Below are 24,155 nucleotides of genomic sequence, written 5' to 3' on the forward strand. Positions count from 1 at the left end.
AGGCGACCAGCCGCAGCCCAGCACCCCGGTGCGGACACTCCCGTCCGACGGCCTCGACCGGAACTCCCGGGACGTCGACTCGGTCCGCACCCCGCCCCCGGGCTACTTCGGCCGCACCCCGTCCCGCGCCCCGGACGACACTCCTGACAACGTGCGGCCACCGCGCGACACCGACCGCACGGCACCGCCCCGGGACGCCGACCGCGTCCCGCGGCCCCGTGATCCCGAAGGGCAGCCCCCGGACGCGCGCACCCCGGCCCCCACCGGCAGCGCGGCACCGACGGAGCGGATCAGACCGCCCGTCAGATACCCGCGCCCGCCGGGCTTCGTACGAACCCCGCGCCCGACCCCGCCGCAGGTCACACCGGCGCCCCCGACGCGATCCGGGTCCCCAACCGGGTCCCCCACCGGGTCCCCCACCGCGGCCCCGTCCGGGAACCCCTCGGGACGCCCGCCGGGTGACCCGTCCGGGAACCCCACGCAGCAGCCGTCGGGGGTCCCGACGGCGTCCCCCACGACGACGGGGACCGCGACGATCCCGGCACCGCGCCCGCCGATCGACCCCGCGCCGATCCCTCCGGTCCCCCTGCCCCCGGCCGAGCGCACCCCTGACCCCGACCGGACCCCCGACCCGGACCGGACGCCCGACCCTTCGCCGCCTCCGGCCGAATCCGCGACGCCGGCCCCGTCCCCGACCGGTTCGGCCACCCGCCCACCGGCCCGCCGCCCCCCGCTGCGCCTCATCCCACGGCCGAGGATCACGCCGCCCACCACCCCGCCCACCACCCCGCCGCCGAGCGCGCCCCCGGAGACCACCCCGGCGGCTACGCCCACCCCCGACGCGCGGCAGACCACCGCGAAGCCGACGCCGTCACCCGAGGCGAAGCCGGAGACCACCCCGACGGGTAGCGCCACCCCCACCGGTGGCGCCACACCCGCCCCCGCCCCCTCGTCGCCCGTCACCCTGCCGACGATCAAGCTGCCGATCCTCACCCCGGCGTCACCCGACCCCGCGCCCGCGCCGCCGACTCCGGCCCCGAAGCCCAGCGGCTCCCCGGCCCCCGGCGGCGAGTCCAGCCCACCGGCGACCACCCGGGCCCCGAAACCGGCCACCAGCCCGCCCGCCAAGCCGGCCACCAGCCCGCCCCCGCGGGCCAACCCGCCGAGCCCGCCTAAGCCGCCGGTGAACCGGCCGCCGGTGGCCAGGTCCACGGCTCCGCAGCCGGGCGTCGGGAACGCGTCCAGGCCGCCCGCCGCCCCCCGCCCGGCGCAGACCGCGACGCCGGCGCCGACGGCGACCCCCGCGGTCATCCCGACGACCAGGGTCACGCCGCCGGCCGCCCCGGTGCCGCCGGTGCGGGCGGGCTCGCCGTACTGGGCGCGCGGTCCGCAGTCGGCGGCGGCCCAGCCGGCGCCGCGGAAGGTGCTGCCGTTGCCGCCGCTGCGGCGGGCCGCCTCCGTCGATCCGGCGTCGTGCCGGCCGTTCGACAAGGCGGAGTGCTGGAGTCTCGCGCCGTGGCGGGGCCGTACCATCGGCGCGGACGCGCCCAAGGGGGCGGACCCGGCGGGGGCGCCCCGGTGGGTGTTCGCGCCTCCGGTGGTGCCGGGGCTGACGGTGTCGCCGACGCCGCGGACGCCGGTGCTCGGCCAGGTTCCGGCACAGGTCGGTTGCTGGTCCTTCAGTCCCTCCGCGCTCTGCGCCCGTTCCGAGGAGAACTCATGATCTCCCGCCTGCTCCCGCGAGCCCTCGTGCGTACGGTCGTCCTCGGCACGGTGGCCGCGCTGGCCGTCACCTCCCTGCCCTCCGCGCAGGCGACCGCGGCCGGGCCGTGTCCGGCGGACGGCGCCCACCCGAACTGGGGGGCGCCCGTGTGGTGTGAGGAGTTCACCGATCACGTGGACACCTCGGACTGGGAGATGTACAACTCGGCCGGGCACGCGGGCAACGGACGGCGTACCCAGGACCAGGCGTTCATCGGCGGCGGGTCGCTCTTCCTGTGGGGCAGGGAGAACGGCGACACCGCGGGCATGGCCACCCGGTTCGCGCAGGCGCGCGGCCGGTGGGAGACCAGGATCCGGCTCTACCCGGGCGCGGGGAACTACCACCCGGTCGCGCTGCTGTGGCCGCAGAACGGCGGCGGCAACGTCGCCAGCGCCACCGGCGAGGAGATCGACTACTTCGAGGTCGTCAACGACCCGCAACGGCAGCGGGCGAACTTCTTCCTGCACGCCCCCGGCGGACGCCAGGAACAGGCGCACGCCAACATCGACCTGACCCAGTGGCACACCTACGGCGTCGAGGTCTCCGCCGACGGCATCGTCGGGTATCTCGACGGGCGCGAATGGTTCCGCTCGTCCCGCACGACGCAGAGCCCGATGACGGCCACCCTGCAACTGGACTGGTTCCCCGGCGACAACTCCCCGGGAGAGGGCTGGATGGAGGTGGACTGGCTCCGCATCTATCCGCTCACCACGGGATAGTCCGCCGGGCACGGCCCCCCGCGACCCCGCGCGGGGGCCGTCACGCTGCACGACCCTTCGACAACGGAGGGCACTCCCGAGTACGGTTGACATCTGGCCGCGACGACGGGGCCGTCGCCATGTCATGACTCAGGGGAAACCGGCGGACCGCGGAGCACGCCGCGCGGGTCACGTGGAGCCGCGGGCGAGCCACACACGAGGGGAGACACCCAGTGCCGAACGGGGTGCGGCATGTCATCGGGGCGCTCGTGGGGTTGATCTCCCTTCCCGGCCTCTACTACGGCCTGGAGGTCGGTCCCGCGCGGCTCGCCCGAGCCGTCACCATCTTCCAGATGGCGGAGGCCTACGTGCCCGCGGCCGGGCTCGCGGGCTGCGGCGTGCTGATCGCCCTGCTCACCAGCTGGCAGTGGCTCTCCCCGCTGGCCGCGCTGCTGTCCGGGGCGCCGCTGTGCGCGATCGGCGTGCTGTGGGTGCTCGAACCGGTCCTCGCCTTCGAGCTCTCCCAGCGGCTGGCCCTCCCGGGGTACACCGCCTTCGCCGGCGGGACGGGCCTGTACCTGCTCATCGGCTCGGCGCTGCTGATCACGGCGTTGTTCCCCTCGCGGTGGCGGTCCCGCCGTCGCAGGGCGCCCGCCCACGCGCCCGCGGCGTTCCCGGCGGCGCCGGCCGCGCCCGAGACCGCGGGCTCGCTCTTCCAGCCGCAGCCGCGCCCACAGCCGGCCCAGCCGCAGCCGCGTCCGCAGCCGGCGCCCGGTGAGAGCGCCCAGCCGGCGGGCTCGCTGTTCCAGCCGCAGCACCCGCAGCCGCCGGTGGACGAGGGCGCCCAGCCGACGATCCCCGGCCCCCTCCCCAAGCGCACTCCCCCGGACCAGTCGTGAGCCCACCGGCCGCGCACGATCTGGTGGTGCGCGGCGGGCGGGTGCTCGACCCGGAGACGGGCCACGACGCGGTGGCGGACGTCGGCGTCACCGCCGGGATCATCGCCGAGGTGTCCGCCGCGCCGCTCGCGGGCCGCCAGGTGCTCGACGCGCACGGCCAGGTGGTCGCGCCGGGCTGGATCGACCTGCACAGCCACGCGCAGACCCTCGCCGGTCACCGCCTCCAGGCGCTCGACGGCGTGACCACGGCGCTGGAGTTGGAGGCCGGCGCGAGCCCGGTCGCCTGGGCGTACGCCGTGGCCGCCGCCGAGGGCCGCCCGCTGAACTACGGCTTCTCCGCCTCCTGGACGCAGGCGCGGATGGCCGCGGTCGCCGGCATCACCACGACGGGCGGCCTGAGCGAGGTCCTGCGGCACATCGCCGACCCGGCCTGGCAGGCCCCGGCGACCGACCGGACGGCCGGCGCCCTGCTCGGCCTGCTCCGCCGCGACCTCGCCGACGGCGCGCTCGGCATCGGCATCCTCCTGGGCTACGCGCCGGGGGTCGATCCCATCGAGTACCTCTCCCTCGCCCTTCTCGCCGCCCAGGCCGGCGTCCCGACGTTCACGCACGCCCGGAACCTGGTGGAACGGGTCCCCGACATCCCGATGGACGGCGCCGAGGAGCTCGTCAAGGCGGCGGCCACGACCGGCGCCCACATGCACTACTGCCACGTGAACAGCACCTCGCTGCGGCAGATCGACCGGGTGCTCTCCCTGGTGGAGCGGGTACGCGCCGAGGGCGGCCGGGTGTCCACCGAGGCTTACCCGTACGGCGCGGGCATGACCGGCATCGGCGCCCACTTCCTCGCCCCCGAGCGCCTGGCCGCGCTGGGGATGCGCCCCGACTCCATCGTGTACGCGGTCACCGGCGAGCGGGTGGCCGACGCCGACCGGCTGCGCGAGATCCGCGCGGCCGACCCGGGCGGCCTGGCCTTCACCCACGCCCTGGACGAGACGCTGCCCGCCGACCTGGCCTTCCTGGACCGGGCCGTGCTCGCCGACAGCACCGTCATCGGCTCCGACGCCATGCCGCTGACCTGGACCGGCGGCCCGCCCGACCCGCGGGCCTGGCCGCTCCCGCCCACCGCCGTCACCCACCCCCGTACGGCCGGCACCTTCTCGAAGTTCCTGCGCCGTTACGTCAGGGAGACGGGCTCGCTGACGTTGATGGACGCGGTGCGCCGGTGCACCCTCACACCCGCCGAGATCCTCGGCGACTCCGTCCCCGCCATGCGCCGCAAGGGCAGGGTGCGGACGGGCTGCGACGCCGACCTGGTCGTCTTCGACCCGGAGACGGTCAGCGACCAGGCCACCTACTCGCACACCACCCGCCCGTCCACCGGCTACCGGCACGTGCTGGTGATGGGCGAGCCCGTGGTTCGCGACTCGGCGCTCATCCCCACGGCCCTGCCCGGCCGCCCGGTCCGCCGCTGATCAGGTCGCCGGATCGCTAAAGTCAGTGGATACTTATCAGCGAGTTTCGGCAGGGATAGCGTGTCTCAGGGCGCTTCGGATTGGTATGCGCAGATCGTGATGGACGATCGGCAGGAGGCCCCCCAGGTGGTCCTGCGCCGGATCACCGCCGGGGACGAGGAGGAGTTCCTCGCCCTGGCCAGGGCACACGTCGAGCTGCATCGCCCGTGGGTCAGGTCGCCCACCACACCGGAGGAGTTCCACGCCCTCGTCGCGCGCTCCGACGGGACCACCTGCGACGTGCTGCTCGTCTGCGCCCGCGAGGAGGGACGGCCCATCGTCGGGCAGATCACCGTCGGCGACGTCGTACGCGGCCCCTTCCAGAGCGGCACGCTCAGCTACGCGGCGTTCGCGCCCGGCCGGGGGTACATGTTCGAAGGGCTCGGGCTGACGCTCCGCCACGCCTTCGGCCACCTGGGGCTGCACCGGCTGGAGGCGAACATCCAGCCGGGCAACGCGCCGGCCCGCAGGCTCGTCCAGCGGCACGGCTTCCGCAAGGAGGGCTTCTCCCCCGACTTCCTGTTCGTCGACGGCGCCTGGCGGGACCACGAACGCTGGGCGATCACCAGCAACATGGTCAACAGCACCGGACCCTCCGTCCTGGACCCGAACTGACCGGCAATACGCCCGTCGTCGCGCCTCGGCGGGGACAGGCCCTGGGGGAAGCCCGCCCCCGCCGAGGAGTAGAAGGCGCCGTCGTCAGACGCAGATGCCACGCCGGGCGGACAGGATGCCCTGCTGCCGGGCAAGGGCCGAGACGAGGGCGTGCGGATGGTCGCGGCGGATCTGCGCGTGAATCCCTTCAGCCCTTTCCTTCTCGGTGGGCGGATCCACCTTGGTGGCCCACCAGCCGCCGCCGAGGACGGTGAACCGCCAGGCGGGGAAGGTCTGGTCGAGGGCGTTCAGGTGCAGCGCCTCCTCGTCCGGGGTCATCGGAGCGTTCCCGTGAGGACGTACTTGATACGCGTCGCGACCGTGTGCAGGTTGCCCACCGGGGCGATCGGGTCGCCCCACGACCACCGGTAGTGCCACACACCGCCGGCGTCCACGGCCACGGTGATGGACTCGCCGAGCCGGGACGCGTGCGGATTCGTGACGATCAGCCTCTGCCCCTCCACGCGGGTATCCAGCGAGAGACCGCCGAGCACGTCGGCGAGAAGGTGGAGATAAGAGACCGGCGTCCCCGACGGGCCGCTCATCGCACGTCCTGGAGAACACGCGGACGCGGCACCACCGGGGTCATCGCCCGCATCTGCCCGGCGAGGTCCTCGACGGTACGAGCCCACAGAGTCACCGGCTCGGGCAGCGGCCACAAGGCGACGGCGTAGAACTGCCTGCGGTACAGGCTGTAGAGGACGAGCCACAACGGGCTGGCCTCGTCGAGGCGGGCGGCGGCCGCCCGTTTCGCCGGGTCGTGATTGCCCCGGTGGGCACGAACGCGGGGCTGTGCCGATGGCCGCCCCGTCCTAGGGTTGCTCATGGGTCAGGAGTCGCCTTCCTGGTCAAGGAACCCGTCGAGCGTTCACAGCGCCTCGGCGGGTTCCGCCTTTCTCACGGAACGTGAGCGCGTGGTAGTGCCATCATGGGGACCATCCGATGGACGTCCAAGAGGTTCGATGTGGGGGGAGTCACGTTCCCGCTACGACCCGCAACCACCGGGAGACTTCGATGCCGCGCCGCCCGGAGCCCGTGGACCCGAACGCCTCTCCGTGGCACCTTCTGGGTGCCGCCCTCAGATACTGGCGTGACGACGTACGCGTCATCAGTCAACGTGAGGCGGCGGCGGCGGGGTTGTGCGACGACTCAGACCTGTCCAAGTGGGAACGCGGCCTCGCCCGCCCCCACCCCGACACCGTCGCCCGCCTGGACGCCCTCTATGGCGCGGGCGGGCAACTCGTGGCCCTCCACGCCTCTATGGCCGACCTGGACCGATTACGTACTCTGGCAAGCAGTGGACATCGAGACCTTGGGGAGAGCGCCACGGACCGCAGACGACTGCTGCAAATCGCCGCTGCCGCCGGTCTCGGCGCGCTCGGAGGCACCGAGGCCGTGCGGCAGCTCCTGAACATGGGCATCGGCGACGACTTCCGCGACCTCGACGAATGGGAGCTGTCGTCCTCGGACCACCTGCACGCGCTCCGTACCCGCCCGCCGGCGGCCGTTGCGGCGCACCTGGCGATCGACCTGGACACCCTGCGACGGCAGAAGGAGGTGTCCTCCCCCGCCGAGTTGCCCGCCCTGCACCGTGTGACGGCGGAGTTGTGCGCCATCCACGCGAACGTGCTGACCAGGCTCGGTGAGCACGGCGCGGCGATCGGCTGGTGGCGCACCGGCCGACGTGCCGCTGACGCCTCCGGCGACTTCGAGATCCGGTTGCTGATCCGCTCGGAGGAGGCCGGGCACAGCCTGTACGGGCAGCGGAGCCCGGAGAGCGTGCTGCGGCTCGTGGACGCCGCCGAGCGGCTCGCCGGTGAGCCGCTCGTGCATCTGCTGTCCACGCGCGCCAAGGCGCTGTCGATGCTCGGCCGGACCGATGAGGCGCGACAGACGCTGCGGACACTGCTCGATGTGGCCCACCGCGGTGTGCCCGCCGACAGTGCCGGGTTCTACACGCCCAGCCAGGTGTACTTCACCCAGAGCTGGGTGTACGCCGCGGCGGGGGACGAGACCGCGGCTGGGGCGGCGCAGGAGGAAGTACGGCGGCTGACGGGCGACTACGTGTACCGGGCGAACGTGGAGTTGCACAGGGCGCTGTGCCTGGTGCGTGCGCGCGGGGTCGCCGAAGGGGTACGGCACGCGGCCGGGATGCTGGACACCGTGCCCGCGGAGTACCTGAGCAACCACGTCCTGGAGACGGGCAGGATGGTGTTGCGGGCCGTGCCGGTCGAGCAGCGCGGTCGCGCGGATGTCGCCGAGTTCGGTGAGTTCCTGGCCGTCGGGAGGACCGGTGACGCATCGCGAGGAGGCCGCGGCTCCCTCGATCCGGGTCAGGGGCGGCGTTAACGCCGGGGGCCGGTCAGGGCGTACGTCAGGGTGCCGGTGGTCGTGAGGGCCAGGGCCGTCCAGGTGGCGGCCGGGGTGCCCGGTGGGGTCATCATCCAGGCTGCCGCCTGGACCGGCAGATCGGGGGTGATCGGGATGAAGTACGCGACCGAGCACCAGGTGATCGGCAGGGTCCAGGCGAACTGCCGGCCGAAGGCCGCGGCGCCCAGGGCCGCGAGTCCCGCCAGCCCGGCGCTGTTCCGTACGGCGGACGCGGCCGGCATCGCTTCACCGGCCACCGTCTGCAGCGCGAGGAGCACGGTCCCGGCCAGCACGCCGATCAGCAGCACGTGCGCCGCCCGCCGGGGCGCCCAGCGGATCGCGGCCGTCCGGTCGAGCGCGACGTCCTGGCCGCCCAGCCCGGCCGCGGTCGCCGCCACCGCCATGGCCACCGCCAGCGCCGCCAGCCGGGGATCCCCCCGCCCGTCGCTCACCCACCGCGCGAACCCCCACACCGCCACGAGCCCGCCCACCGCCGCCGCGCCCCCCACCGGCACCTCCCGCGACCGCGCGTAGAGCACCAGCCCCCTCACCGGACACCGCGCCAGGAAACGGCTCGCACCGTGCGGCCCACGTGGTGATCGTCCACCAACGGCTCGTACCGTGCGGCCCATGTGGTGATCGTTCACCAGAGGATCTCGTCTCATCGGGACACCTCGGTAAGAGTGGACAGGAGGTCGTCGTCGCAGGACAGGGAGGTCGTGCGCAGGGCGGACATCCGGGACACCTGCTCGTGCGCGGGCAGGGCGCGGAGCGTGTCCCAGGCGGAGGCGGCCATCTGGCCCACCTCGCCCTCCGGGTCGAAGGTGCCGGGGAGGGGTTCGAGGTCGCCGAGGAACCAGGCGGCGGCGACGGTGCGCGCGGCCTGTTCGCGGGCGTCCCACCCGGCGGTGCCGAAGCACGGCGGGGTTCCGGCGCCGGCGACGAGGCTGCGGGTGAGCCGCTCCCCGGCCGCGCCCTGGAAGTCGGGGGCGCCGAAGTCGACCGGCACCGCCCCGGCGGTCCGCGGCGGCGGCCCGTGCACCGGCCAGGTGACGTCGGTCTCCCGGATCGCGACCGGCGGATCGGGAAGCCTGCCCAGCAGCCGCAGCGCCTCGCGGCCCGGACCGGCGAGTACGGCGAGACGCGGCTCGTGCAGCCGGGTGACGCAGACCGGGCCGTCGCACACCGGCGCCGTCAACGCCGCGTCCTTGACGTACGTCGCCGGGCCGGCGGGCAGGATCGCCGGCGCGACAGCCGTACCGAGGGCCAGGGGCAGCAGCGCGGCGAGCCGGGCGCGCGGCCGGGTGGCCGCCAGCAGCAGCAACCCGGTGGCGGCGATCCCGGCCAGCCAAACGGCCTGCCCGAGGTGCACCCGGCCCGACACGGCGAGGAACACGTCCCTGACCGCCGTCAGCGAAGGGGAGAGCAGCCCTATCCGGTGCGGCAGCCCACCGCTGAACACCGTGCCGGCGCTGTTGGACGCCTCGAAGTAGATCATCGTCACCAGGCCGGTCACGGCGAGGGCCGGAGGGGTGAGCACGGAGGGAATCGTCCGTCCCACGCCCATGCCCAGCCAGCCACCGGCGACGACCGCCAGCACGCCGACCGCGACGACCGGGACCCAGCCGAGATGGAAGTACCCGCCGTTCACGACCACCTGGACGGCGGCGACGACGAACACCAGCAGGTAGGCGGCGGCCAGCAGGATCGCCAGCGCGCCCGCCGTCGTCACCGCGCGCCGCCAGGCGGGACGCGGCGTGCTGGCGAGCAGCTCCCGCATACCCGAGCGCCGCTCGCGCAGCCCCTGCAACGCCCCGGCGCCCAGCACCCCCGGCCACAGGAAGAGCAACAGCCAGCGCTCCCACTGCGCCGCGGACGACCACTGAGCCGTCCACATCCCGGTGCCCTTCCACCACGGCCCGCCGAGCCCGTAGAGGAAGCCGACCGCCACCGCGAAGAAGATCCCACCGGCCCACGGCGCCACCGACCGCCGCAACTCCGTCCGCAGAATCCCCCCACCGCCCCCACGCCCCTCCCCTGACCCAGCCCCCGACGACCGCATCGCCATACGCCCCTCCCCGGCCCCCGACGACCGCGTCACCGCACGCCCCTCCCCGCTCCCGGACGACCGCATCGCCGCACGCCCCTCCCCGACCCCGGACCGCATCTCCATGTGCCCCTCCCCGGCCCGGGACCCGTCGTCCGGGGCGGGGGGCCGGGTCACCATGCGCCGCCGCCCTGTTCGGAGCGGGACAGGAGGGCCGAGTAGCCGCGTTCCATCGGGGTGTCGCCGGGGTGGTCCGGGGTTCCGGCGCCGGCCAGGCGGGCGGGGGTGCCCTGGAAGACGAGTTCGCCGCCGGCGATGAGGACGACGTCCGTGCAGGCGGCGGCGACGTCCTCGACGAGGTGGGTGGACACGATGACGCAGCTGCCGGCGCCCAGGCTCTGGAGGAGTTCGCGGAAGCGCAGCCGCTGGGCCGGGTCGAGGCCGACGGTCGGCTCGTCGAGGAGCAGGATCCGCGGGTCGTTGACGATCGCCTGGGCGACGCCCGCCCGCCGTACCATGCCGCCGGACAGCGTCCGCATCCGGTGGTCGGCGCGGTCGGCCAGCCCGACGCGTTCGACGGCGTGCTGGACGGCCGCCGGGATCTCCTTGGCCGGCATCTCCTTCAGCCAGGCCATGTACTCGACGAACTCGCGGACGGTGAACCGCTTGTAGTACCCGAAGTCCTGGGGCAGGTAGCCGATCCGGCGGCGCAGCTCCCGCCGGCCCGCCTGCCCCCCGGCCGGGACGCCGAGCAGCTCCAGCGTGCCGTCGGCCGGGCGGAGCACCGTGGCCAGGGCCCGGATCAGGGTGGTCTTCCCGGCGCCGTTGGGCCCGAGGAGCCCGTGCACACCGGTGCCGAGGGACAGGTCCAGCCCATCGACGGCCATCCGCCGCCCGGCCCGCACTTTCAACCCTTCGGCCCGGATCTCCCAGGCGTACGGCGTCGGTGCGACCTCCGCCGCGCCTACCGCGCGTGTCATGTCAGTCCTCTCTCCGGTCGGTCAGCGATGGACGCCGAGCAGGGTGTACGCGTGCTTGCGCGTTATCACGACGGCGGCCCCCAGGACGAAGAGCCCGCCCCATACGGGCAGGACGCCCGGTTCCAGTACGGAGGGGAGCCGGCTCAGGGCCAGGATCGGTGCGACGATCACGGCGGCCCACACCGTCACCAGTGCGACCGCGGCCCGGGTCATCCCGATCAGCCCGCCGAGCACCAGCGTGCCGGTGGTGAAGGCGAGGCAGGGCAGCAGCCACTGCGCGGCCATCACCCCCGTCACCCACCCGGCGGCCAGCAGCACGGGGACCAGTACGGCGAGCATCGCGGCCGTCCGCCGCAGCACCAGCTCCAGCCCCGCCCTGGGAGTCCCGGCGACCAGTTCGTACGCCGGGTCGAGGCCGCGCGCCCAGGAGGCGGCGACCCCGAGCACGGGCAGCACCGGCGCCAGCACCAGCACGGGGGCGACCCGGCCGCCACCGGCCATCTCGTGCGCCACTACGGCGAGCGGCGTCACGAGCGCGGTCATGACCAGCCACGACAGCATCGCGGGCGTCATCCAGGTGGCGAGCCTGCGTGCCCAGCGCGGCCGGCGCGGCGCGGGGACGATCGTGGCGGCCAGCGGTTCGAGCTCCGCCCACACGGCGTCGACCAGTGCGGCCACCGCCGGGGCCCGCTCCCCGACGACCGCGGCGAGGCGGGCACGGCACTCCGCGCACGACTCCAGGTGGGCTTCCACCGCCCACACCTCGTCACCCGCGAGCGCGCCGCCCGGCAATGCGCCCGCGGGCGCGCCGCCCGGCGGTGCGGCGGCGTCGTGCGCGTAGCGGGCGAGGAGCCGGGCCGAGGGGTGGGGGACGGTCATGACAGCGCCTCCCGCATGGCGACGCGCGCCCGGCGGGCGCGGGTCTTGACGGTGCCCTCCGGCACCCCGAGCAGGGCCGAGGTCTCCCGGACGGACAGCCCGTCGAGCACCATGGCCTGGAGCACCTGCCGCAGTTCGGGGGCGAGCCGCCGCAGGGCGTCCCCCACATCGCCGCCGACCGTGGCCGCCAGCGCCTCGTCCTCCGCGGCCGGGGCGACGGCCTCGGCGGCCACCGCCTCGGGCGGCTCGGCGTGGTGGGCCCGGCGGCGGAAGGCGTCGACGAGGCGGCGGGCCGCGATCGTCCACAGCCAGCCGACCGCCGTCCCGCCCACCGCCACCCCGGTGAACGCGCCCGCCGCCCGCCACACGGCCAGGTACGTCTCCTGCATGACCTCGGCGACGATCTGCTCGTCGGCGCACCGGCGGCGCAGCCGTACCGCCAGCCACGGGGCCGTACGCCGGTACAGCTCCTCGAAGGCGGCGCGGTCCCCCTTGGCGACGAGACGGACGAGATGCTCCTCATCCGCCTTCTGGCGTGATCTCACACTTCACAGACGCCGGAACGCCCCGGACGGTTTTGCGATCGGAGTGATCTACGTCACAGTCGCCCGCCTTCCCGCGGGACGCCGATAACTCTGCGTAAAAACCTATTGACTGTGTAGGTTTTCCCGGTAGTTTTCGCGGTAAGGCCCCCGCATCCGAGGAGAGTCGATGAGCGTCACCGACGAGTTGGTCGCCAACGCCGAGCACTACGCGGCCGCCTTCCGCAAAGGGCATCTGCCCATGCCGCCGGCCAGGAGGCTGGCGGTGCTGGCGTGCATGGACGCGCGTCTCAACGTCTACGGGCTGCTCGGCCTGCAAGAGGGCGACGCCCACGTCATCCGCAACGCCGGCGGGGTGGTGACCGCCGACGAGCGCCGGAGCCTGGCCATCAGCCAGCGCCTGCTCGGCACCCGCGAGATCATGCTGATCCACCACACCGACTGCGGCATGCTGACCTTCACCGACGACGCGTTCAAGTCGGAGATCGAGGCCGAGGTCGGCATCAAGCCCGACTGGGCCGCCGAGGCGTTCCCCGACGTCGACGCGGACGTGATCCAGTCCGTCAACCGGATCAGGTCCGACCCGTTCATCCCGCACACCGACCAGGTCCGCGGCTTCGTCTACGAGGTCGAGACCGGCCGGCTGCGCGAGGTCAAGGCGTGAAGGCCGCCGCCGCCCGGCCTCTCCCGCCGGGCGGCGGCGTCCCCTCAGCTCCCGGCGGGCGGGTACGCCTCGGGGTTCTCCACCGGGTCCGGCATGTCATCCGCCCCGGGAGCGTCCACCGGGACACACGGGCTGACCGGCCCGTCGGCGAGGTACGCGGTCATCATCCACACGGCTCTCGGCTTCTCCGGGTCTTCGGGCTCCATGTTCTCCCTGATGTCCATCACCAGGGTCTCCCCGCGCTTGATGTGCCGGGGGAAGATGCCGATCCCGCCGGTGCCCGCGACCGGGTGCGCCGCCTGGAAGTCGGGTGACCTCTCGCCCGGCTCGGCGGGCTCCCACGACTCGTACGCCCGGTTGGCGCGGCGCGCCGGTGAGCACTGCTGGCTCAGTTCCAGGTAGGCGATGTCGGCGGTGACGCCGAGCGCCGCGAGGTCCCGTTCCACCAGGTCGGGGTCCCGGAAATCGTGGATCTTCAGGATGATCGAGCCGTCCGGCCGCGTGGTGAGCGCGTACGCGGCCGTCTCCGTGCCGGTGACCAGCGGGATCATCACCGCCGCCGCGGCCGCGGCCCCCACGGCCACCGCGGCGGCGAGCATCCGGCGCGGCGTGAACCGGCGGGCGCGCCCCTGTGCCGCCTGCCGGGCGACCTCGGACTTCAGCTCCATGAGCAGTCTCTCCTCGAAGTTCATGCGAGTCCTTCCATGACCACGGGCGGGATCACGTGCCGGAGCGTCCGCCGGGCGCGGTGCAGCCGCACCCGGGCCGTCCCCTGCCTGATGCCGAGGACCGCGGCGGCCTCGGGGACGGTGAGCTGGTCGATCGCGACGAGTTCCAGCACCGCGCGCTCGCCCTCGGGCAGTTCGGCGAGCGCGGCGAACGCCCGGCGGGCCGGCGCCTCCGCGTCGATCCGGTCCACCATCCGGGAGACGTCGTCGGGATCCATCAGCCGCCGGCCGACGATCCTGCCGGTCGCGCGGGCCTCGCGGTAAGCCCGGCGCCGTTCGGCCGACAGGGTGTTGCGCGCGACGCCGTACAACCAGCCGATCTCGCTGCCCGCCGCCGCCCGGTAGGTGTGAGCCGAGTCGAGCGCGGCGAGGAAGACCTCGGCGGTCAGGTCGGCGGCCAGATGCGGATCGTCCACCCGCCTGGCCACGAACCTGGTGACCGCGTCGATGTGCCGCCGGTAGAAGGCTTCCAAAGCCGCGGGGTCCTCGGCGATGGCCAACCCCGCCTGTCTCAAGCGCACCGGCAGCGCCCCTTTCGTGTTCCGCCCATGACCTCACTTGGACGAACCCCCACGAAACGTTACAAGACAATGATCCGGCCACGTTGTTGTAGGACGCGGTGTTTGCCCCGGCCCGGCGGGGTCGGCGAAGGTCTGAAGCATGACACCGCCGAAAGAGCTGCTCGAACTCGACCGCGCCCACGTGTGGCACCCCTACAGCCCGATGCCGGGCACCGGCACCCCCCTGCTGATCGAGTCGGCAGCCGGGGTCAGGATGCGGCTGGCGGAGCCGGTGGACGGGGTCAGCGAGCTGGTGGACGGCATGTCGTCCTGGTGGACGGCCATCCACGGGTACGCCCACCCGGTGATCGACGAGGCGATCCGGCGGCAGCTCGGCCGGATGGGGCACGTCATGTTCGGCGGCCTCACCCACGAGCCCGCCATCCGGCTCGCGACCACGCTCGTGGAGATCACCCCCGGGCCGCTGCGGCACGTGTTCCTGGCGGACTCCGGGTCGGTGTCGGTCGAGGTCGCGATCAAGATGTGCCTCCAGTACTGGCGTTCGCGGGGGCTGGGCGGGAAGCGGCGGCTGATGACCTGGCGCGGCGGCTACCACGGCGACACGTGGCACCCGATGTCGGTGTGCGACCCGGAGGGCGGCATGCACCACATCTGGGGCGACGCGCTGGCCCGCCAGGTCTTCGCCGACGCGCCCCCCGCCGGCTTCGACCCCGGATACGTGGACCACCTGGACCGCCTGCTGGAACGGCACGCCGCCGAGCTGGCCGCCGTGATCGTCGAGCCGGTCGTGCAGAACGCGGGCGGCATGCGCTTCCATTCGCCGCGATACCTGCGCGCCCTGCGCGAGCTCACCGAACGGCACGGCGTGCTGCTGATCTTCGACGAGATCGCCACCGGCTTCGGCCGCACCGGCGAGCTGTTCGCCGCCGACCACGCCGGGGTCAGCCCGGACGTGATGTGCGTGGGCAAGGCGCTGACCGGCGGCTACCTGACCATGGCGGCGACGCTGTGCACCGAGGAGGTCGCGGCCGGCATCTCCACCGGCGACACCCCGGTGCTCGCGCACGGCCCCACGTTCATGGGCAACCCGCTCGCCGCCGCCGCCGCGAACGCGTCCCTGGCGCTGCTCCTCGAAGGGGACTGGCGCGGGCAGGTCAAACGCGTCGAAGCCGGGCTGCGGGCGGGCCTCGAACCGGCCCGCGACCTGCCGGGCGTCGCGGACGTCCGGGTCATGGGCGCGATCGGCGTCATCCAGCTCGACCACCCGGTCGACGTCGCCGCCGCCACCCGCGAGGCCGTACGGCACGGCGTGTGGCTGCGCCCGTTCCGCGACCTGATCTACACGATGCCGCCCTACGTCACCGGCGACGAGGACCTCGCGCTGATCACCGCCGCCGCCGTCGCCGCCGTCACGGCCTGACCTGCCGCGTCCGGCGTTCCCGCCAGTAGGGTTGGGGGGCGCGGTTTCGAGGATCGAGGAGGCCGGGTGAGCGCAGCGTTACGCGGGACGCCCGAGAAGGCGGCCGCTCCGGTGAGCGGTCCGGTGGACGGCCCGGCCCCCCGGTCCGCCGCCTTCGTGGCTGCTGCTGATCTACAAGGTGCCCTCCGAACCCTCGCGGATCCGGAGATGACGGCCAGACGTGCCAGGCGCATAAGCGGACGGTACCGGCATCTTTCACCGGGAACCGGGTGCGAGCCGCGGACAGTCCTTATATGTGGACATGTCGTTACGCGCCCGGATACGTGATGGGGACGCTGAGGCGTTCGAGCGGCTCTTCGATGACTTCGGCCGAGCGGTGTACGGCCACGCCTTCCGGCTGACCGGTGACTGGTCGGCCGCCGAGGACGTGATGGCCCTCACCTTCCTGGAAGCCTGGCGGCTGCGCCGGCGGATCGACGCCGAGGGCGGCTCGCTGCGCCCGTGGCTGCTGGGCATCGCCACCAACGTCGCGCGCAACACCCGGCGGGCCGCGCGCCGGCACGACGACGCCCTGGCCAGGCTGCCGCGGCCCGCGCCGGTCGCCGACTTCGCCGAGGAGGTGGCCGGCCGGGTGGACGACGCCAGGACGCTGGCCGCCGTCCGGCGGGCGTACGGGTCGCTGCGCCGGGCCGAGCAGGAGGTCTTCGCGCTGGTCGTGTGGTCCGGGCTCGGCTACGCGGAGGCCGCCGTGGCGCTGGGCGTGTCGGTGGGCACGATCCGCTCCCGGCTGTCCCGGGCGCGGCGGAGGCTGGCGCTTTTCGCGGCCGAACGGGAACCGCTGCCGCCGCCGCGACAGGAAAGAGGTGACCGCGGTACCGCGGTCCGGATCGTGAGGGAGGAATACCGATGAATCCAGGCGAGCGAGAAGAACTGGCCCGGCTGCTGCCGTACCGGGCGGACCCCGAACTCCCCCGCGACCGGCACCGGACACTCAAGGAGTTCGTGATGACCGAGATCCACCGCGACCCCCGGCCCGCCGCGCCGAGGCGCCGGTTCCCCCGCCTCGCCCTGCTGGCCCCCGCGCTGGCCGCCGCCGGCCTCGCGGTCGCCGCCCCCATGCTCCTCGGCGGCGCCGAACCGGCCTACGCCGTCACCAAGGAGGACGACGGCACCATCTTCGTCACCATCAACGAGGCCAAGGACCCCGACGGCCTGGAGGCGGAGCTGCGCGCCCTGGGGCTCAACGCGGTGGTGGACTACGTGCCCATGGGCAAGAAGTGCAGCCCGCAGCCGCGCAGTGAGCGCTTCCTCACCAAGGAGGAGGCCCCGCTGACCGTCTTCCCGGCGCCGAAGGGCCAGGAGACGGGGTTCACCCTCGACCCCGGCGTGGTCAAGGCCGGGCAGACGGCGGTGCTGGAGTTCAGCGTGTCCGAGCAAACCGGAGGGGTGATCGCCGCCATCTGGGCCCGGGTGTCCGACGGCCCGGTGGCCGAGTGCCACCTGGCCGACAGCACCGAAGCGCCCCTCGGCCCGCCCGCCGGTTCCTGACCGGAGCGCCGGTCAAAGGGTGGTGAAGGTCAGACCGGCGCGGGTGAGGCGGGCGGTGAGCGGGCCGGCCATGGCGGTGGCGGGGGTGAGCTGGCCGGCGAGCGGCGGGAGGTCGTCGAAGGCGAGGCTCAGCGCCGACTCGGCGAGGATCTTGGCCGCCTCCTCGTAGCCGGGGTCACCGCCGGCGACCCGGGTCACCACCCGCTCGCCGCCGCCCTCGCCCACGAAGGTGAGCTGGAACCAACTCCGCGCCCGCCGTTCCGGAGAGGGACCCTGCCCGGATCGGAAGCGGTCCAGCATGAGGTCACGGACCACGGGGATCTGGGCCAGCGCCGCGACCGAGGCGGCGCCGGTGACCGCCGCGACCGCCGCCGGGAGGTTCGGCACCACCAGGTGGTGCCGGTAGACGAAGTCGGGGCCGTACCTGCCGAGCGCGCGCGCCGTGCGCGCGATGATCTCCACGTCGGGGGCCGGGTACGGCAGCGCCCAGCCGTGCGCCGGGCGCCGCCCTCCGGGGGGCCGCCGCACGCCCACGAGGCGGAGCGGACCGGGACCGGAGCGGACGGACCTGTCCTTGAGGGGCGGTTCGTTGCGGCGGCGCTCGGCCGCGGCGGCGGCCATCTGGCGGGTCCGCGAGACGGCGGTGACCAGCGACCGCATGGTCCCGCCGGACGGCCGCCCGCTGACCCGGGCGAACCCGCTCACCCGCAACGGCACCCCTTCGGGCAGCAGGTGGACGGTCCGGTGGACGCCGAGGTCGTAGGGCGCCGAGTCGAACCCGCAGGCGTGCACCAGCTTGGCTCCGGTGCGCACCGCCTGATCGTGGTGACGCAGGTAGACCCGGTCCACGAACTCGATCTCACCGGCCAGGTCGGCGTAGTGCGTCCCGGCCTCCGCGCAGGCGGCGACCAGGGGTTCACCGTGGGTGAGGTAGGGGCCGACGGTGGTGGCGACGACGCGGGCGGCGCGCGCGACGGCGGCCAGCGAGGCGGGGTCGCGGGCGTCGCCGTGCAGCAGCGCCGGCTCCGGCGTCCCCAGCCCACGCCGCACGGCCGCCAGCTTCACCATGTCCCGCCCGGCCAGCGCCCACCGCAGGCCCGTCTCGCGGTACGTCCGGGCGAGGTAGGCGGCGGTCAGGGAGCCGGTGAAGCCGGTGGCGCCGAACAGGACGAGGTCGTACGGGCGGTCGTGCGGCATGCGCTCCTCCGGGCCGCGCGGGTGGCCGTCCGGCCCCGCGCGGGTAAGTGCTCGGTCACGCTCTACCTTCCCGCGGGGGCAGGTGCGTATCGAGCCAGTCGAGCTCGGCCAGCAGCCGATCGGGCGGACCGGCCAGCGACGGGTCCCCGAGGGCGAGGTCGAGCGCGTCGCGGGTGGCCTGGTAGCGGGTGGCGGCCAGCAGCCGGGTGCGGGTCACCGGGTCGTGCGCCGCTCCGGCGTCCACCACCGTGGACCGGGCGGAACCGGCCAGCCGGGCGGCGAGCAGGTGGATGTGCCGGAACCTGCGGCGGCGGCCGTGCGAGATGATCCAGGACGCGCCGCGCAGGACCGGATAAGGACGGATGGCGGCCTGCCGGGTCACGGAGACGAACGCGCGCGGCAGCCGGGCGCCGTCGGCGCGGCGGCGGCACTCCGCCTCCAGGGCGCCGAGCCGGTCCACCCTGGCCCGCAGCCGGACCAGCAGCAGCCGGGAGTACATCTCCTCGATCTCCTGACGGCGGCTGATCACCCTGGGCTCCCAGGAGGTGCCGCGCTCCAGCATGATGTCGCCGGTGGCGTCGAACACCATCTCGTGGGCGTGCGCGCTACAGGCATAGGACAGGGCGAGCGCTACGTCTCGGCCCCGCGCTGTGGTGTCTTTCATGGTGCGGGCCGGTTGGTGCGGAAGTGGTACATGGCCCTCCTGAGGGACGCTGCTGCGTGGATGGCCGTCGCGGCTGGGGTGGCCGCCTACCTTCAAGTATCTCAGGTAGCGGACTTTCATGCAGGTACCGCCCACCCAAAAGGGTACGAATCACACGGTAATCTGGGGTGTCATCACATGATGGATAATCCGTGATTCCCCTGGTCGGCCGGAACGACGTCCGCGAGTCGCTGCTGCGCGCCCTCCGGTCCACGGCGGACGGCGGCGGCTGCCTGGTCCTCGAAGGCCCCGCCGGGATCGGCAAGAGCCGGCTCCTTGACACCACGGCACGCGAGGCCACCGCGCTCGGCCTCACCGTGGCCACGGCCCGCGCCACCGAACTCGACCGCGTCGCCCCTCTCACCCCTCTCACCACCGCCCTCCGCGGCATCCTGCCACCCCTCCTCGGCGACGGCCCCGGGCACGGAACCGGCCCCGAACCCGACCACAGGTTCTGGCTCGTCGACCGGCTGGGCCGGCCGCCGGCGTGCACGATCAGCATGGCGTGCCCGCGCGGCAGCGGCGGCCGGTCCCCGGGGCCCACCCTGACCCTGGCGAGCATGCGCTCCACGCGGTAGCCGAGGCGTTCGAGCACGGCGGCGAACAGCAGGTTGTGCTCGTGGCAGTAGCCGCCGCGCCGCCGTCCGGCCAGCTTGGCGACCAGCGCGGGCGGGTCGAGGCGGACGCCCACGCCGAGCACGATGTCGAGGTTCTCGAACGGGATCGCGGCCACGTGCCCCGCGTGCAACCGGCGCAGCGTCTCCACGGTGGGGCCCAGCGGGCCGTCGTGGCCGATCCGCCGGAGATAGGACAGGAGGTCGAAGGGGTGGTCGGAGTGCGTCATGGGGTCCATGCTGGGCGTGCGCCGGGGACACCCGCATCACGTGTTCACGGGACCTGCCGGGGTATCTCCGACACGCACACCTGACGAAGGGAACGGCATGCGCGCTCTGACGGTGACACCGGGCGAGCAGGATTCGCTGCTCGTGACGGACATGCCGGACCCGGTACCCGGAGCGGGCGAGTTGCTGGTGGAGGGGCTGGCCCTGGGCATCTGCGGCACCGACCGGGAGATCGTGGCGTCGGCGTACGGCTTCGCGCCGCCGGGCGAGAAGCGGCTGATCCTGGGGCACGAGTCCCTGGGCAGGGTGCGGCAGGCGCCCGCCGGGTCCGGGTTCGTGCCCGGCGACCTGGTGGTGGGGGTGGTCAGGCGGCCCGACCCGGTGCCCTGCCAGGCGTGTGCCAGGGGTGAGTTCGACATGTGCCGCAACGGCCGCTACACCGAGCACGGGATCAAGGAGATCCACGGGTTCGGCAGCGAGCTGTGGAAGGTGGAGGTCGACTACGCGGTGAAGCTGGATCCCGGCCTTGAGGCGGTCGGCGTGCTGATGGAACCCGCCACGGTGCTGGCCAAGGCGTGGGAGCACATCATGCGGATCGGCGCGCGGGCGTGGTTCGAGCCGCGGCGGGTGCTGATCACCGGGGCGGGGCCGATCGGGCTGCTCGGCGCGATGATGGGCAAGGCCCGCGGGCTGGAGGTGCACGTGCTCGACCTGGCCACGGAGGGCCCGAAGCCGCGGCTGGTCCACGACCTCGGCGGCGTCTATCACACCGGCAGCGTCGGCGAGGCGGTCGAGGGCTGCCGTCCGGACATCATCATCGAGGCCACCGGGGTGGGCCGGCTCGTCTTCGACGCGATGGAGAACACCGCCGCCGCCGGGATCGTCTGCCTGACCGGCGTCTCGACCGCCGGCCGGCACATGGAGGTGGACGCCGGGTCGATCAACCGGGACATCGTCCTGGAGAACGATGTGATCTTCGGCTCGGTCAACGCCAACCTGCGGCACTACGAGATCGCCGCGGCGGCGCTGGCCGAGGCCGACCGCTCCTGGTTGGAGCGCCTGATCACCCGGCGTGTCCCGCTGGAGCGGGCCCTTGAGGCGTTCCACCCGGAACCGGGTGACGTCAAGGTGGTCGTGGACCTCGGGCGGGAGTGAGCCCACCCTCGCGGCGCCCGGCCTCTCTCCCTCGTAGCAGACTGTCAGACATGGGGCGACATCCCGCCCACAACGATGTGGAGAGATGATCATGGCGAATAAGGCAGTCATCGGGGTAACCGGTCTGGCGGTCATGGGCCGCAACCTCGCGCGCAACCTGGCCAGGCACGGGCACACCGTGGCCGTGCACAACCGGACCCCGGCCAAGACCAAGGCACTGGTCGAGGAGTTCGGGCACGAGGGGACGTTCGTCCCCGCGGAGAGCGCGGAGGAGTTCGTCGCCTCCCTGGAGCGGCCACGCAAGCTGATCATCATGGTCAAGGCCGGGGCGGCCACGGACGCGGTGATCGAGGAGTTCGCGCCGCTGCTCGAACCGGGCGACATGATCGTGGACGGCGGCAACGCGCACTTCGCGGACACCCGCAGGCGGGAGGCGGCGCTGCGGGAGCGCGGCCTGCACTTCGTGGGCACCGGCATCTCGGGCGGCGAGGAGGGCGCGCTGAACGGGCCGAGCATCATGCCGGGCGGCAGCGTCGAGTCCTACCAGGCGCTCGGCCCGCTGCTGGAGAGCATCTCGGCCCACGTGGACGGCGCGCCCTGCTGCACGCACATCGGCCCGGACGGCGCCGGCCACTTCGTCAAGATGGTGCACAACGGCATCGAGTACGCCGACATGCAGCTCATCGCGGAGGCGTACGACCTGCTCCGGCAGGGCGCCGGGCTCACCCCCGCGGAGATCGCCGAGGTCTTCAAGACCTGGAACGACGGCCGGCTCAGCTCGTACCTGATCGAGATCACCGCCGACCTCCTCGCGCACACCGACGCGAAGACCGGCGAGCCGTTCGTGGACGTCATCCTCGACCAGGCCGAGCAGAAGGGCACCGGCCGCTGGACCGTGCAGATCGCCCTCGACCTCGGCACCCCGGTCACCGGGATCGCCGAGGCGGTCTTCGCCCGGTCCGTCTCCGGCCACGCCGACCTGCGCAAGGCCGGACGCGGGCTGCCCGGCCCGGCGAGGTCCACCGTGGACCTGTCCCCGGACGACGTGGAGAAGGCGCTCTACGCCTCCAAGATCATCGCCTACGCCCAGGGCTTCAACCAGATCCAGGCGGGCAGCGCCGAGTACGACTGGAACATCGACCTGGGCGCGACCGCGGCGATCTGGCGGGGCGGCTGCATCATCCGGGCCGGCTTCCTGGACCGGATCCGCAGCGCCTTCGAGGCCGACCCCGGCACGCCCACGCTGCTGACCGACGACCACTTCTCCGAGGCGCTCGGCGAGGCGCAGGACGCGTGGCGCGGCGTCGTGGCCACCGCCGTGAAGCTCGGCGTGCCCACGCCCGGCTTCTCCTCGGCGCTGGCCTACTACGACGCGCTGCGGGCCGAGCGGCTGCCGGCCGCGCTCACCCAGGCGCAGCGTGACTTCTTCGGCGCGCACACCTACCGCCGGGTGGACGCGGAAGGCTCCTTCCACACCCGCTGGGAGGCCGGCCGGGTCGAGGTCGAGTCCTGATCGCGGATCCCGCCCCGCGTCCCGGCTCACCGGCAGGGGACGCGGGGCGGGATCGTCACTCCTCCATGGACAGCGCCCCCGACGGGCAGCTCCGCACCGCCCGCCTGGCCTTCTCCTCCAGCTCGGGGGCGGGCGTCGGTGTGAGCAGCACCACGACGCCGTCGTCGTCCTGGTCGAACACCTCCTCTGCCGTCATGAGGCACAAACCCGCTCCGATGCACACGTCTCTGTCCGCCCGAATCTTCATGGCCGTCACCATGCCACTTCACACGAGGTCAGGCCATACACGACATGAAACGTGCGGAAGTCGGCGTCCACCGCGCGCAGCCCGGGGAAGCGCCGCAGCAGCGCGGGATAGCCGACGCGCATCTCCATCCGGGCCAGCGGCGCGCCCAGGCAGTGGTGGACGCCGTGCCCGAAGGCCACATGGCCGGCCGCGTCCCTGGTGATGTCCAGGGCGTCCGGGTCTGGCACGAGTGCCGGGTCGCGGTTGGCGGTGGTCAGGGCGCACACCACGAGCTCGCCCGGCCGTACGGTGTGCCCGGCGAGATCGACCTCCGCGGTGGTCACCCGGGCCGTGCCGGCGTGCAGGATGCCGAGCCAGCGCAGCAGCTCCTCCACGGCCGCGTCGATCCGCTCCGGCTCCTCGCGCAGCAGCTCCGCCTGGTCCGGGTGGCGCAGCAGGGCGAGCGTGCCGAGCGACAGCATGTTGGACGTGGTCTCGTGCCCGGCGACCAGCAGCAGGTTGCCGATGCCGATCAGCTCGTCGTCGGTCAGCTCGTCGCCGTGCTCGCGGACCAGCGTGCCGAGCAGTTCCTCGCCCGGGTCCGCCCTGATCCGCGCGACCAGCCCGGCCATGTACGCCCGGGACTCCCGCTGCACCGCCACCCGCTCCCGCACCGGCACCGACACGTCCAGCATCCGGCTCGTCCGGTGCTGGAAACCGGCCCTGTCCTCGTACGGCACGCCGAGCAGCTCGCAGATCACCATGGAGGGCACCGGCAGCGCGAAGGACGAGACGAGGTCGGCCGGTGAACCGGAACGTTCCATCTCGTCGAGATGCCGCTCGACGATCTCCTCGACCCGGGGCTCCAGCCGGCGCATCCTGCGCACCGTGAACTCCGGGGTGAGCAGCCGGCGCAGCCGGGTGTGCTCGGGCGCGTCGTAGGCGAGCAGGTTGCCCGCGCGCAGCCGGGCGAGCTCCTCGTCGCCCATCGCCTCCAGGCCGGCCGCCCGGAACAGCCGCGCCCAGTCCCGGCCGCTGCTGAACCGCTCCGGGTCGCCGAGCACGGCGCGGACGTCCGCGAACCGGGTGACCAGCCACGCGTCCACCCCGAACGGCGTGGCGACCCGGCGGACGCCCTCCTCCTCGCGCAGCACCGCGAGCTCGGGATCGGGATCGAACTCCCTGCGCCGCATGTAGACCGGCAACGGCTGGATCTCGGTCATGCAACCTCCCCCGATCGGTCACACCAGTCGATGTCCCCGGATTCCCCGCCGGGACACGTCCCCGGTCGGG

27 protein-coding genes and 1 pseudogene are annotated in these 24,155 nt (G+C 73.7%); 12 read left to right on the forward strand and 16 right to left on the reverse strand.

Features of this window, described 5'->3' with window-relative positions; genetic code table 11:
* Nucleotides 1-102 precede the first annotated feature (102 nt).
* Entirely contained in the window at nucleotides 103-1,491 is a 1,389-nt protein-coding gene (locus QSK26_RS30815; RefSeq protein WP_285778805.1) for a hypothetical protein, read from the reverse strand.
* Between the two features lie 228 nt (nucleotides 1,492-1,719).
* Between QSK26_RS30815 and QSK26_RS30820 the strand changes: the two genes are divergently transcribed.
* The 4 genes from QSK26_RS30820 (at nucleotide 1,720) to QSK26_RS30835 (ending at nucleotide 5,488) form a co-directional block, all read left to right on the forward strand.
* Nucleotides 1,720-2,481, forward strand: a complete 762-nt coding sequence (locus tag QSK26_RS30820; protein ID WP_285778806.1) for a glycoside hydrolase family 16 protein — start codon at nucleotides 1,720-1,722, stop codon at nucleotides 2,479-2,481.
* 212 nt (nucleotides 2,482-2,693) lie between these two features.
* Nucleotides 2,694-3,359 (forward strand): hypothetical protein, encoded by a 666-nt coding sequence (locus QSK26_RS30825; protein WP_285778807.1) that lies wholly within the window; start codon nucleotides 2,694-2,696, stop codon nucleotides 3,357-3,359.
* A complete protein-coding gene (locus QSK26_RS30830; RefSeq protein WP_285778808.1) occupies nucleotides 3,356-4,834 on the forward strand; it encodes an amidohydrolase family protein in 1,479 nt (492 codons plus the stop codon). The genes QSK26_RS30825 and QSK26_RS30830 overlap by 4 nt, the downstream gene beginning before the upstream one ends.
* Before the next feature lie 99 nt (nucleotides 4,835-4,933).
* Nucleotides 4,934-5,488 carry a GNAT family N-acetyltransferase gene (locus QSK26_RS30835; protein ID WP_285778809.1) on the forward strand — a complete coding sequence of 185 codons (555 nt, stop codon included), beginning with the start codon at nucleotides 4,934-4,936 and terminating at the stop codon, nucleotides 5,486-5,488.
* Nucleotides 5,489-5,572: 84 nt separating this feature from the next.
* Here QSK26_RS30835 and QSK26_RS30840 read toward each other — a convergent pair whose 3' ends face one another.
* The 3 genes from QSK26_RS30840 to QSK26_RS30850 are packed head-to-tail and all read right to left on the reverse strand — an operon-like array spanning nucleotide 5,573 to nucleotide 6,353.
* Nucleotides 5,573-5,806 carry a hypothetical protein gene (locus QSK26_RS30840; RefSeq protein WP_285778810.1) on the reverse strand — a complete coding sequence of 78 codons (234 nt, stop codon included), beginning with the start codon at nucleotides 5,804-5,806 and terminating at the stop codon, nucleotides 5,573-5,575.
* A complete protein-coding gene (locus QSK26_RS30845) occupies nucleotides 5,803-6,072 on the reverse strand; it encodes a hypothetical protein (protein ID WP_285778811.1) in 270 nt (89 codons plus the stop codon). Before QSK26_RS30845 ends, QSK26_RS30840 begins: the two co-directional genes overlap by 4 nt.
* Entirely contained in the window at nucleotides 6,069-6,353 is a 285-nt protein-coding gene (locus QSK26_RS30850) for a hypothetical protein (RefSeq protein WP_285778812.1), read from the reverse strand. Before QSK26_RS30850 ends, QSK26_RS30845 begins: the two co-directional genes overlap by 4 nt.
* Before the next feature lie 188 nt (nucleotides 6,354-6,541).
* On the opposite strand from QSK26_RS30850, the gene QSK26_RS30855 reads away from it, so the two are divergent.
* Nucleotides 6,542-7,876 carry a helix-turn-helix domain-containing protein gene (locus QSK26_RS30855; protein WP_285778813.1) on the forward strand — a complete coding sequence of 445 codons (1,335 nt, stop codon included), beginning with the start codon at nucleotides 6,542-6,544 and terminating at the stop codon, nucleotides 7,874-7,876.
* On the opposite strand, the gene QSK26_RS30860 is transcribed toward QSK26_RS30855, so the two are convergent.
* The 5 genes from QSK26_RS30860 to QSK26_RS30880 all read right to left on the reverse strand — a co-directional run bounded on the left by QSK26_RS30860 (nucleotide 7,873) and on the right by QSK26_RS30880 (nucleotide 12,348).
* Nucleotides 7,873-8,448 (reverse strand): hypothetical protein, encoded by a 576-nt coding sequence (locus QSK26_RS30860; RefSeq protein ID WP_285778814.1) that lies wholly within the window; start codon nucleotides 8,446-8,448, stop codon nucleotides 7,873-7,875. The two genes, QSK26_RS30855 and QSK26_RS30860, sit on opposite strands and share 4 nt — an antisense overlap.
* A 110-nt stretch (nucleotides 8,449-8,558) precedes the next feature.
* Nucleotides 8,559-9,881: a hypothetical protein gene (locus tag QSK26_RS30865; protein ID WP_285778815.1), complete on the reverse strand. Its 1,323-nt coding sequence runs from the start codon at nucleotides 9,879-9,881 to the stop codon at nucleotides 8,559-8,561.
* Nucleotides 9,882-10,117: 236 nt separating this feature from the next.
* Nucleotides 10,118-10,924 carry an ABC transporter ATP-binding protein gene (locus QSK26_RS30870; RefSeq protein WP_285778816.1) on the reverse strand — a complete coding sequence of 269 codons (807 nt, stop codon included), beginning with the start codon at nucleotides 10,922-10,924 and terminating at the stop codon, nucleotides 10,118-10,120.
* 21 nt (nucleotides 10,925-10,945) lie between these two features.
* The gene (locus QSK26_RS30875; protein WP_285778817.1) at nucleotides 10,946-11,803 is read right to left on the reverse strand and encodes a zf-HC2 domain-containing protein; all 858 of its coding nucleotides are present in this window, start codon (nucleotides 11,801-11,803) and stop codon (nucleotides 10,946-10,948) included.
* Nucleotides 11,800-12,348 (reverse strand): RNA polymerase sigma factor, encoded by a 549-nt coding sequence (locus QSK26_RS30880; RefSeq protein ID WP_285778818.1) that lies wholly within the window; start codon nucleotides 12,346-12,348, stop codon nucleotides 11,800-11,802. The genes QSK26_RS30875 and QSK26_RS30880 overlap by 4 nt, the downstream gene beginning before the upstream one ends.
* Before the next feature lie 166 nt (nucleotides 12,349-12,514).
* Here QSK26_RS30880 and QSK26_RS30885 point away from each other — a divergent pair, with 166 nt between their 5' ends.
* Nucleotides 12,515-13,009 carry a beta-class carbonic anhydrase gene (locus QSK26_RS30885; protein WP_285778819.1) on the forward strand — a complete coding sequence of 165 codons (495 nt, stop codon included), beginning with the start codon at nucleotides 12,515-12,517 and terminating at the stop codon, nucleotides 13,007-13,009.
* A gap of 44 nt (nucleotides 13,010-13,053) precedes the next feature.
* Here QSK26_RS30885 and QSK26_RS30890 read toward each other — a convergent pair whose 3' ends face one another.
* Both QSK26_RS30890 and QSK26_RS30895 read right to left on the reverse strand, forming a co-directional pair.
* On the reverse strand, nucleotides 13,054-13,701 hold the full coding sequence (locus QSK26_RS30890; RefSeq protein ID WP_285778820.1) for a hypothetical protein: 648 nt from the start codon (nucleotides 13,699-13,701) through the stop codon (nucleotides 13,054-13,056).
* Nucleotides 13,698-14,258, reverse strand: coding sequence for an RNA polymerase sigma factor (locus QSK26_RS30895; protein ID WP_285778821.1), 561 nt, complete (start codon nucleotides 14,256-14,258; stop codon nucleotides 13,698-13,700). Before QSK26_RS30895 ends, QSK26_RS30890 begins: the two co-directional genes overlap by 4 nt.
* Nucleotides 14,259-14,397: 139 nt before the next feature.
* On the opposite strand from QSK26_RS30895, the gene QSK26_RS30900 reads away from it, so the two are divergent.
* The 3 genes from QSK26_RS30900 (at nucleotide 14,398) to QSK26_RS30910 (ending at nucleotide 17,226) form a co-directional block, all read left to right on the forward strand.
* Complete coding sequence (locus tag QSK26_RS30900; RefSeq protein ID WP_285778822.1) at nucleotides 14,398-15,678, forward strand: adenosylmethionine--8-amino-7-oxononanoate transaminase; 1,281 nt, start codon at nucleotides 14,398-14,400, stop codon at nucleotides 15,676-15,678.
* A 301-nt stretch (nucleotides 15,679-15,979) separates the two neighbouring features.
* On the forward strand, nucleotides 15,980-16,588 hold the full coding sequence (locus QSK26_RS30905) for an RNA polymerase sigma factor (RefSeq protein WP_285778823.1): 609 nt from the start codon (nucleotides 15,980-15,982) through the stop codon (nucleotides 16,586-16,588).
* Nucleotides 16,585-17,226 carry a hypothetical protein gene (locus tag QSK26_RS30910; protein ID WP_285778824.1) on the forward strand — a complete coding sequence of 214 codons (642 nt, stop codon included), beginning with the start codon at nucleotides 16,585-16,587 and terminating at the stop codon, nucleotides 17,224-17,226. The genes QSK26_RS30905 and QSK26_RS30910 overlap by 4 nt, the downstream gene beginning before the upstream one ends.
* A gap of 12 nt (nucleotides 17,227-17,238) precedes the next feature.
* On the opposite strand, the gene QSK26_RS30915 is transcribed toward QSK26_RS30910, so the two are convergent.
* Nucleotides 17,239-18,423 carry a saccharopine dehydrogenase family protein gene (locus tag QSK26_RS30915; RefSeq protein ID WP_285778825.1) on the reverse strand — a complete coding sequence of 395 codons (1,185 nt, stop codon included), beginning with the start codon at nucleotides 18,421-18,423 and terminating at the stop codon, nucleotides 17,239-17,241.
* A 55-nt stretch (nucleotides 18,424-18,478) separates the two neighbouring features.
* Complete coding sequence (locus tag QSK26_RS30920) at nucleotides 18,479-19,087, reverse strand: hypothetical protein (protein ID WP_285778826.1); 609 nt, start codon at nucleotides 19,085-19,087, stop codon at nucleotides 18,479-18,481.
* Between the two features lie 191 nt (nucleotides 19,088-19,278).
* Between QSK26_RS30920 and QSK26_RS30925 the strand changes: the two genes are divergently transcribed.
* Nucleotides 19,279-19,704 carry an AAA family ATPase gene (locus QSK26_RS30925; RefSeq protein ID WP_285778827.1) on the forward strand — a complete coding sequence of 142 codons (426 nt, stop codon included), beginning with the start codon at nucleotides 19,279-19,281 and terminating at the stop codon, nucleotides 19,702-19,704.
* Here QSK26_RS30925 and QSK26_RS30930 read toward each other — a convergent pair.
* Nucleotides 19,665-19,979: pseudogene (locus tag QSK26_RS30930) on the reverse strand (arylamine N-acetyltransferase family protein); the annotation flags it as partial. The gene QSK26_RS30925 and the pseudogene QSK26_RS30930 overlap by 40 nt on opposite strands.
* A gap of 88 nt (nucleotides 19,980-20,067) precedes the next feature.
* Between QSK26_RS30930 and QSK26_RS30935 the strand changes: the two are divergent.
* Both QSK26_RS30935 and gnd read left to right on the forward strand, forming a co-directional pair.
* Nucleotides 20,068-21,123 (forward strand): glucose 1-dehydrogenase, encoded by a 1,056-nt coding sequence (locus tag QSK26_RS30935; protein ID WP_285778828.1) that lies wholly within the window; start codon nucleotides 20,068-20,070, stop codon nucleotides 21,121-21,123.
* 91 nt (nucleotides 21,124-21,214) lie between these two features.
* Nucleotides 21,215-22,636 carry an NADP-dependent phosphogluconate dehydrogenase gene (gnd, locus tag QSK26_RS30940; protein WP_285778829.1) on the forward strand — a complete coding sequence of 474 codons (1,422 nt, stop codon included), beginning with the start codon at nucleotides 21,215-21,217 and terminating at the stop codon, nucleotides 22,634-22,636.
* Between the two features lie 55 nt (nucleotides 22,637-22,691).
* On the opposite strand, the gene QSK26_RS30945 is transcribed toward gnd, so the two are convergent.
* Both QSK26_RS30945 and QSK26_RS30950 read right to left on the reverse strand, forming a co-directional pair.
* Nucleotides 22,692-22,895, reverse strand: a complete 204-nt coding sequence (locus QSK26_RS30945; RefSeq protein ID WP_352244424.1) for a ferredoxin — start codon at nucleotides 22,893-22,895, stop codon at nucleotides 22,692-22,694.
* A complete protein-coding gene (locus QSK26_RS30950; RefSeq protein WP_285778831.1) occupies nucleotides 22,889-24,085 on the reverse strand; it encodes a cytochrome P450 in 1,197 nt (398 codons plus the stop codon). The genes QSK26_RS30945 and QSK26_RS30950 overlap by 7 nt, the downstream gene beginning before the upstream one ends.
* Nucleotides 24,086-24,155 lie beyond the last annotated feature (70 nt).

This window comes from Microtetraspora sp. NBRC 13810 (assembly GCF_030268685.1).
In the GTDB taxonomy this organism is placed as follows: domain Bacteria; phylum Actinomycetota; class Actinomycetes; order Streptosporangiales; family Streptosporangiaceae; genus BSRQ01.

Excerpts from the sequence above, each read along its gene's own strand:
- QSK26_RS30935 (WP_285778828.1), top strand. The coding sequence starts at position 20,068 with ATGCGCGCTCTGACGGTGACACCGGGCGAGCAGGATTCGCTGCTCGTG.
- QSK26_RS30835 (WP_285778809.1), top strand. The coding sequence starts at position 4,934 with ATGGACGATCGGCAGGAGGCCCCCCAGGTGGTCCTGCGCCGGATCACC.
- QSK26_RS30890 (WP_285778820.1), bottom strand. The coding sequence starts at position 13,701 with ATGAACTTCGAGGAGAGACTGCTCATGGAGCTGAAGTCCGAGGTCGCC.
- QSK26_RS30845 (WP_285778811.1), bottom strand. The coding sequence starts at position 6,072 with ATGAGCGGCCCGTCGGGGACGCCGGTCTCTTATCTCCACCTTCTCGCC.
- QSK26_RS30915 (WP_285778825.1), bottom strand. The coding sequence starts at position 18,423 with ATGCCGCACGACCGCCCGTACGACCTCGTCCTGTTCGGCGCCACCGGC.
- QSK26_RS30855 (WP_285778813.1), top strand. The coding sequence starts at position 6,542 with ATGCCGCGCCGCCCGGAGCCCGTGGACCCGAACGCCTCTCCGTGGCAC.
- QSK26_RS30920 (WP_285778826.1), bottom strand. The coding sequence starts at position 19,087 with ATGAAAGACACCACAGCGCGGGGCCGAGACGTAGCGCTCGCCCTGTCC.
- QSK26_RS30905 (WP_285778823.1), top strand. The coding sequence starts at position 15,980 with ATGTCGTTACGCGCCCGGATACGTGATGGGGACGCTGAGGCGTTCGAG.
- QSK26_RS30950 (WP_285778831.1), bottom strand. The coding sequence starts at position 24,085 with ATGACCGAGATCCAGCCGTTGCCGGTCTACATGCGGCGCAGGGAGTTC.
- gnd (WP_285778829.1), top strand. The coding sequence starts at position 21,215 with ATGGCGAATAAGGCAGTCATCGGGGTAACCGGTCTGGCGGTCATGGGC.
- QSK26_RS30850 (WP_285778812.1), bottom strand. The coding sequence starts at position 6,353 with ATGAGCAACCCTAGGACGGGGCGGCCATCGGCACAGCCCCGCGTTCGT.
- QSK26_RS30885 (WP_285778819.1), top strand. The coding sequence starts at position 12,515 with ATGAGCGTCACCGACGAGTTGGTCGCCAACGCCGAGCACTACGCGGCC.
- QSK26_RS30875 (WP_285778817.1), bottom strand. The coding sequence starts at position 11,803 with ATGACCGTCCCCCACCCCTCGGCCCGGCTCCTCGCCCGCTACGCGCAC.
- QSK26_RS30945 (WP_352244424.1), bottom strand. The coding sequence starts at position 22,895 with ATGGTGACGGCCATGAAGATTCGGGCGGACAGAGACGTGTGCATCGGA.
- QSK26_RS30870 (WP_285778816.1), bottom strand. The coding sequence starts at position 10,924 with ATGACACGCGCGGTAGGCGCGGCGGAGGTCGCACCGACGCCGTACGCC.
- QSK26_RS30840 (WP_285778810.1), bottom strand. The coding sequence starts at position 5,806 with ATGACCCCGGACGAGGAGGCGCTGCACCTGAACGCCCTCGACCAGACC.
- QSK26_RS30900 (WP_285778822.1), top strand. The coding sequence starts at position 14,398 with ATGACACCGCCGAAAGAGCTGCTCGAACTCGACCGCGCCCACGTGTGG.
- QSK26_RS30910 (WP_285778824.1), top strand. The coding sequence starts at position 16,585 with ATGAATCCAGGCGAGCGAGAAGAACTGGCCCGGCTGCTGCCGTACCGG.
- QSK26_RS30820 (WP_285778806.1), top strand. The coding sequence starts at position 1,720 with ATGATCTCCCGCCTGCTCCCGCGAGCCCTCGTGCGTACGGTCGTCCTC.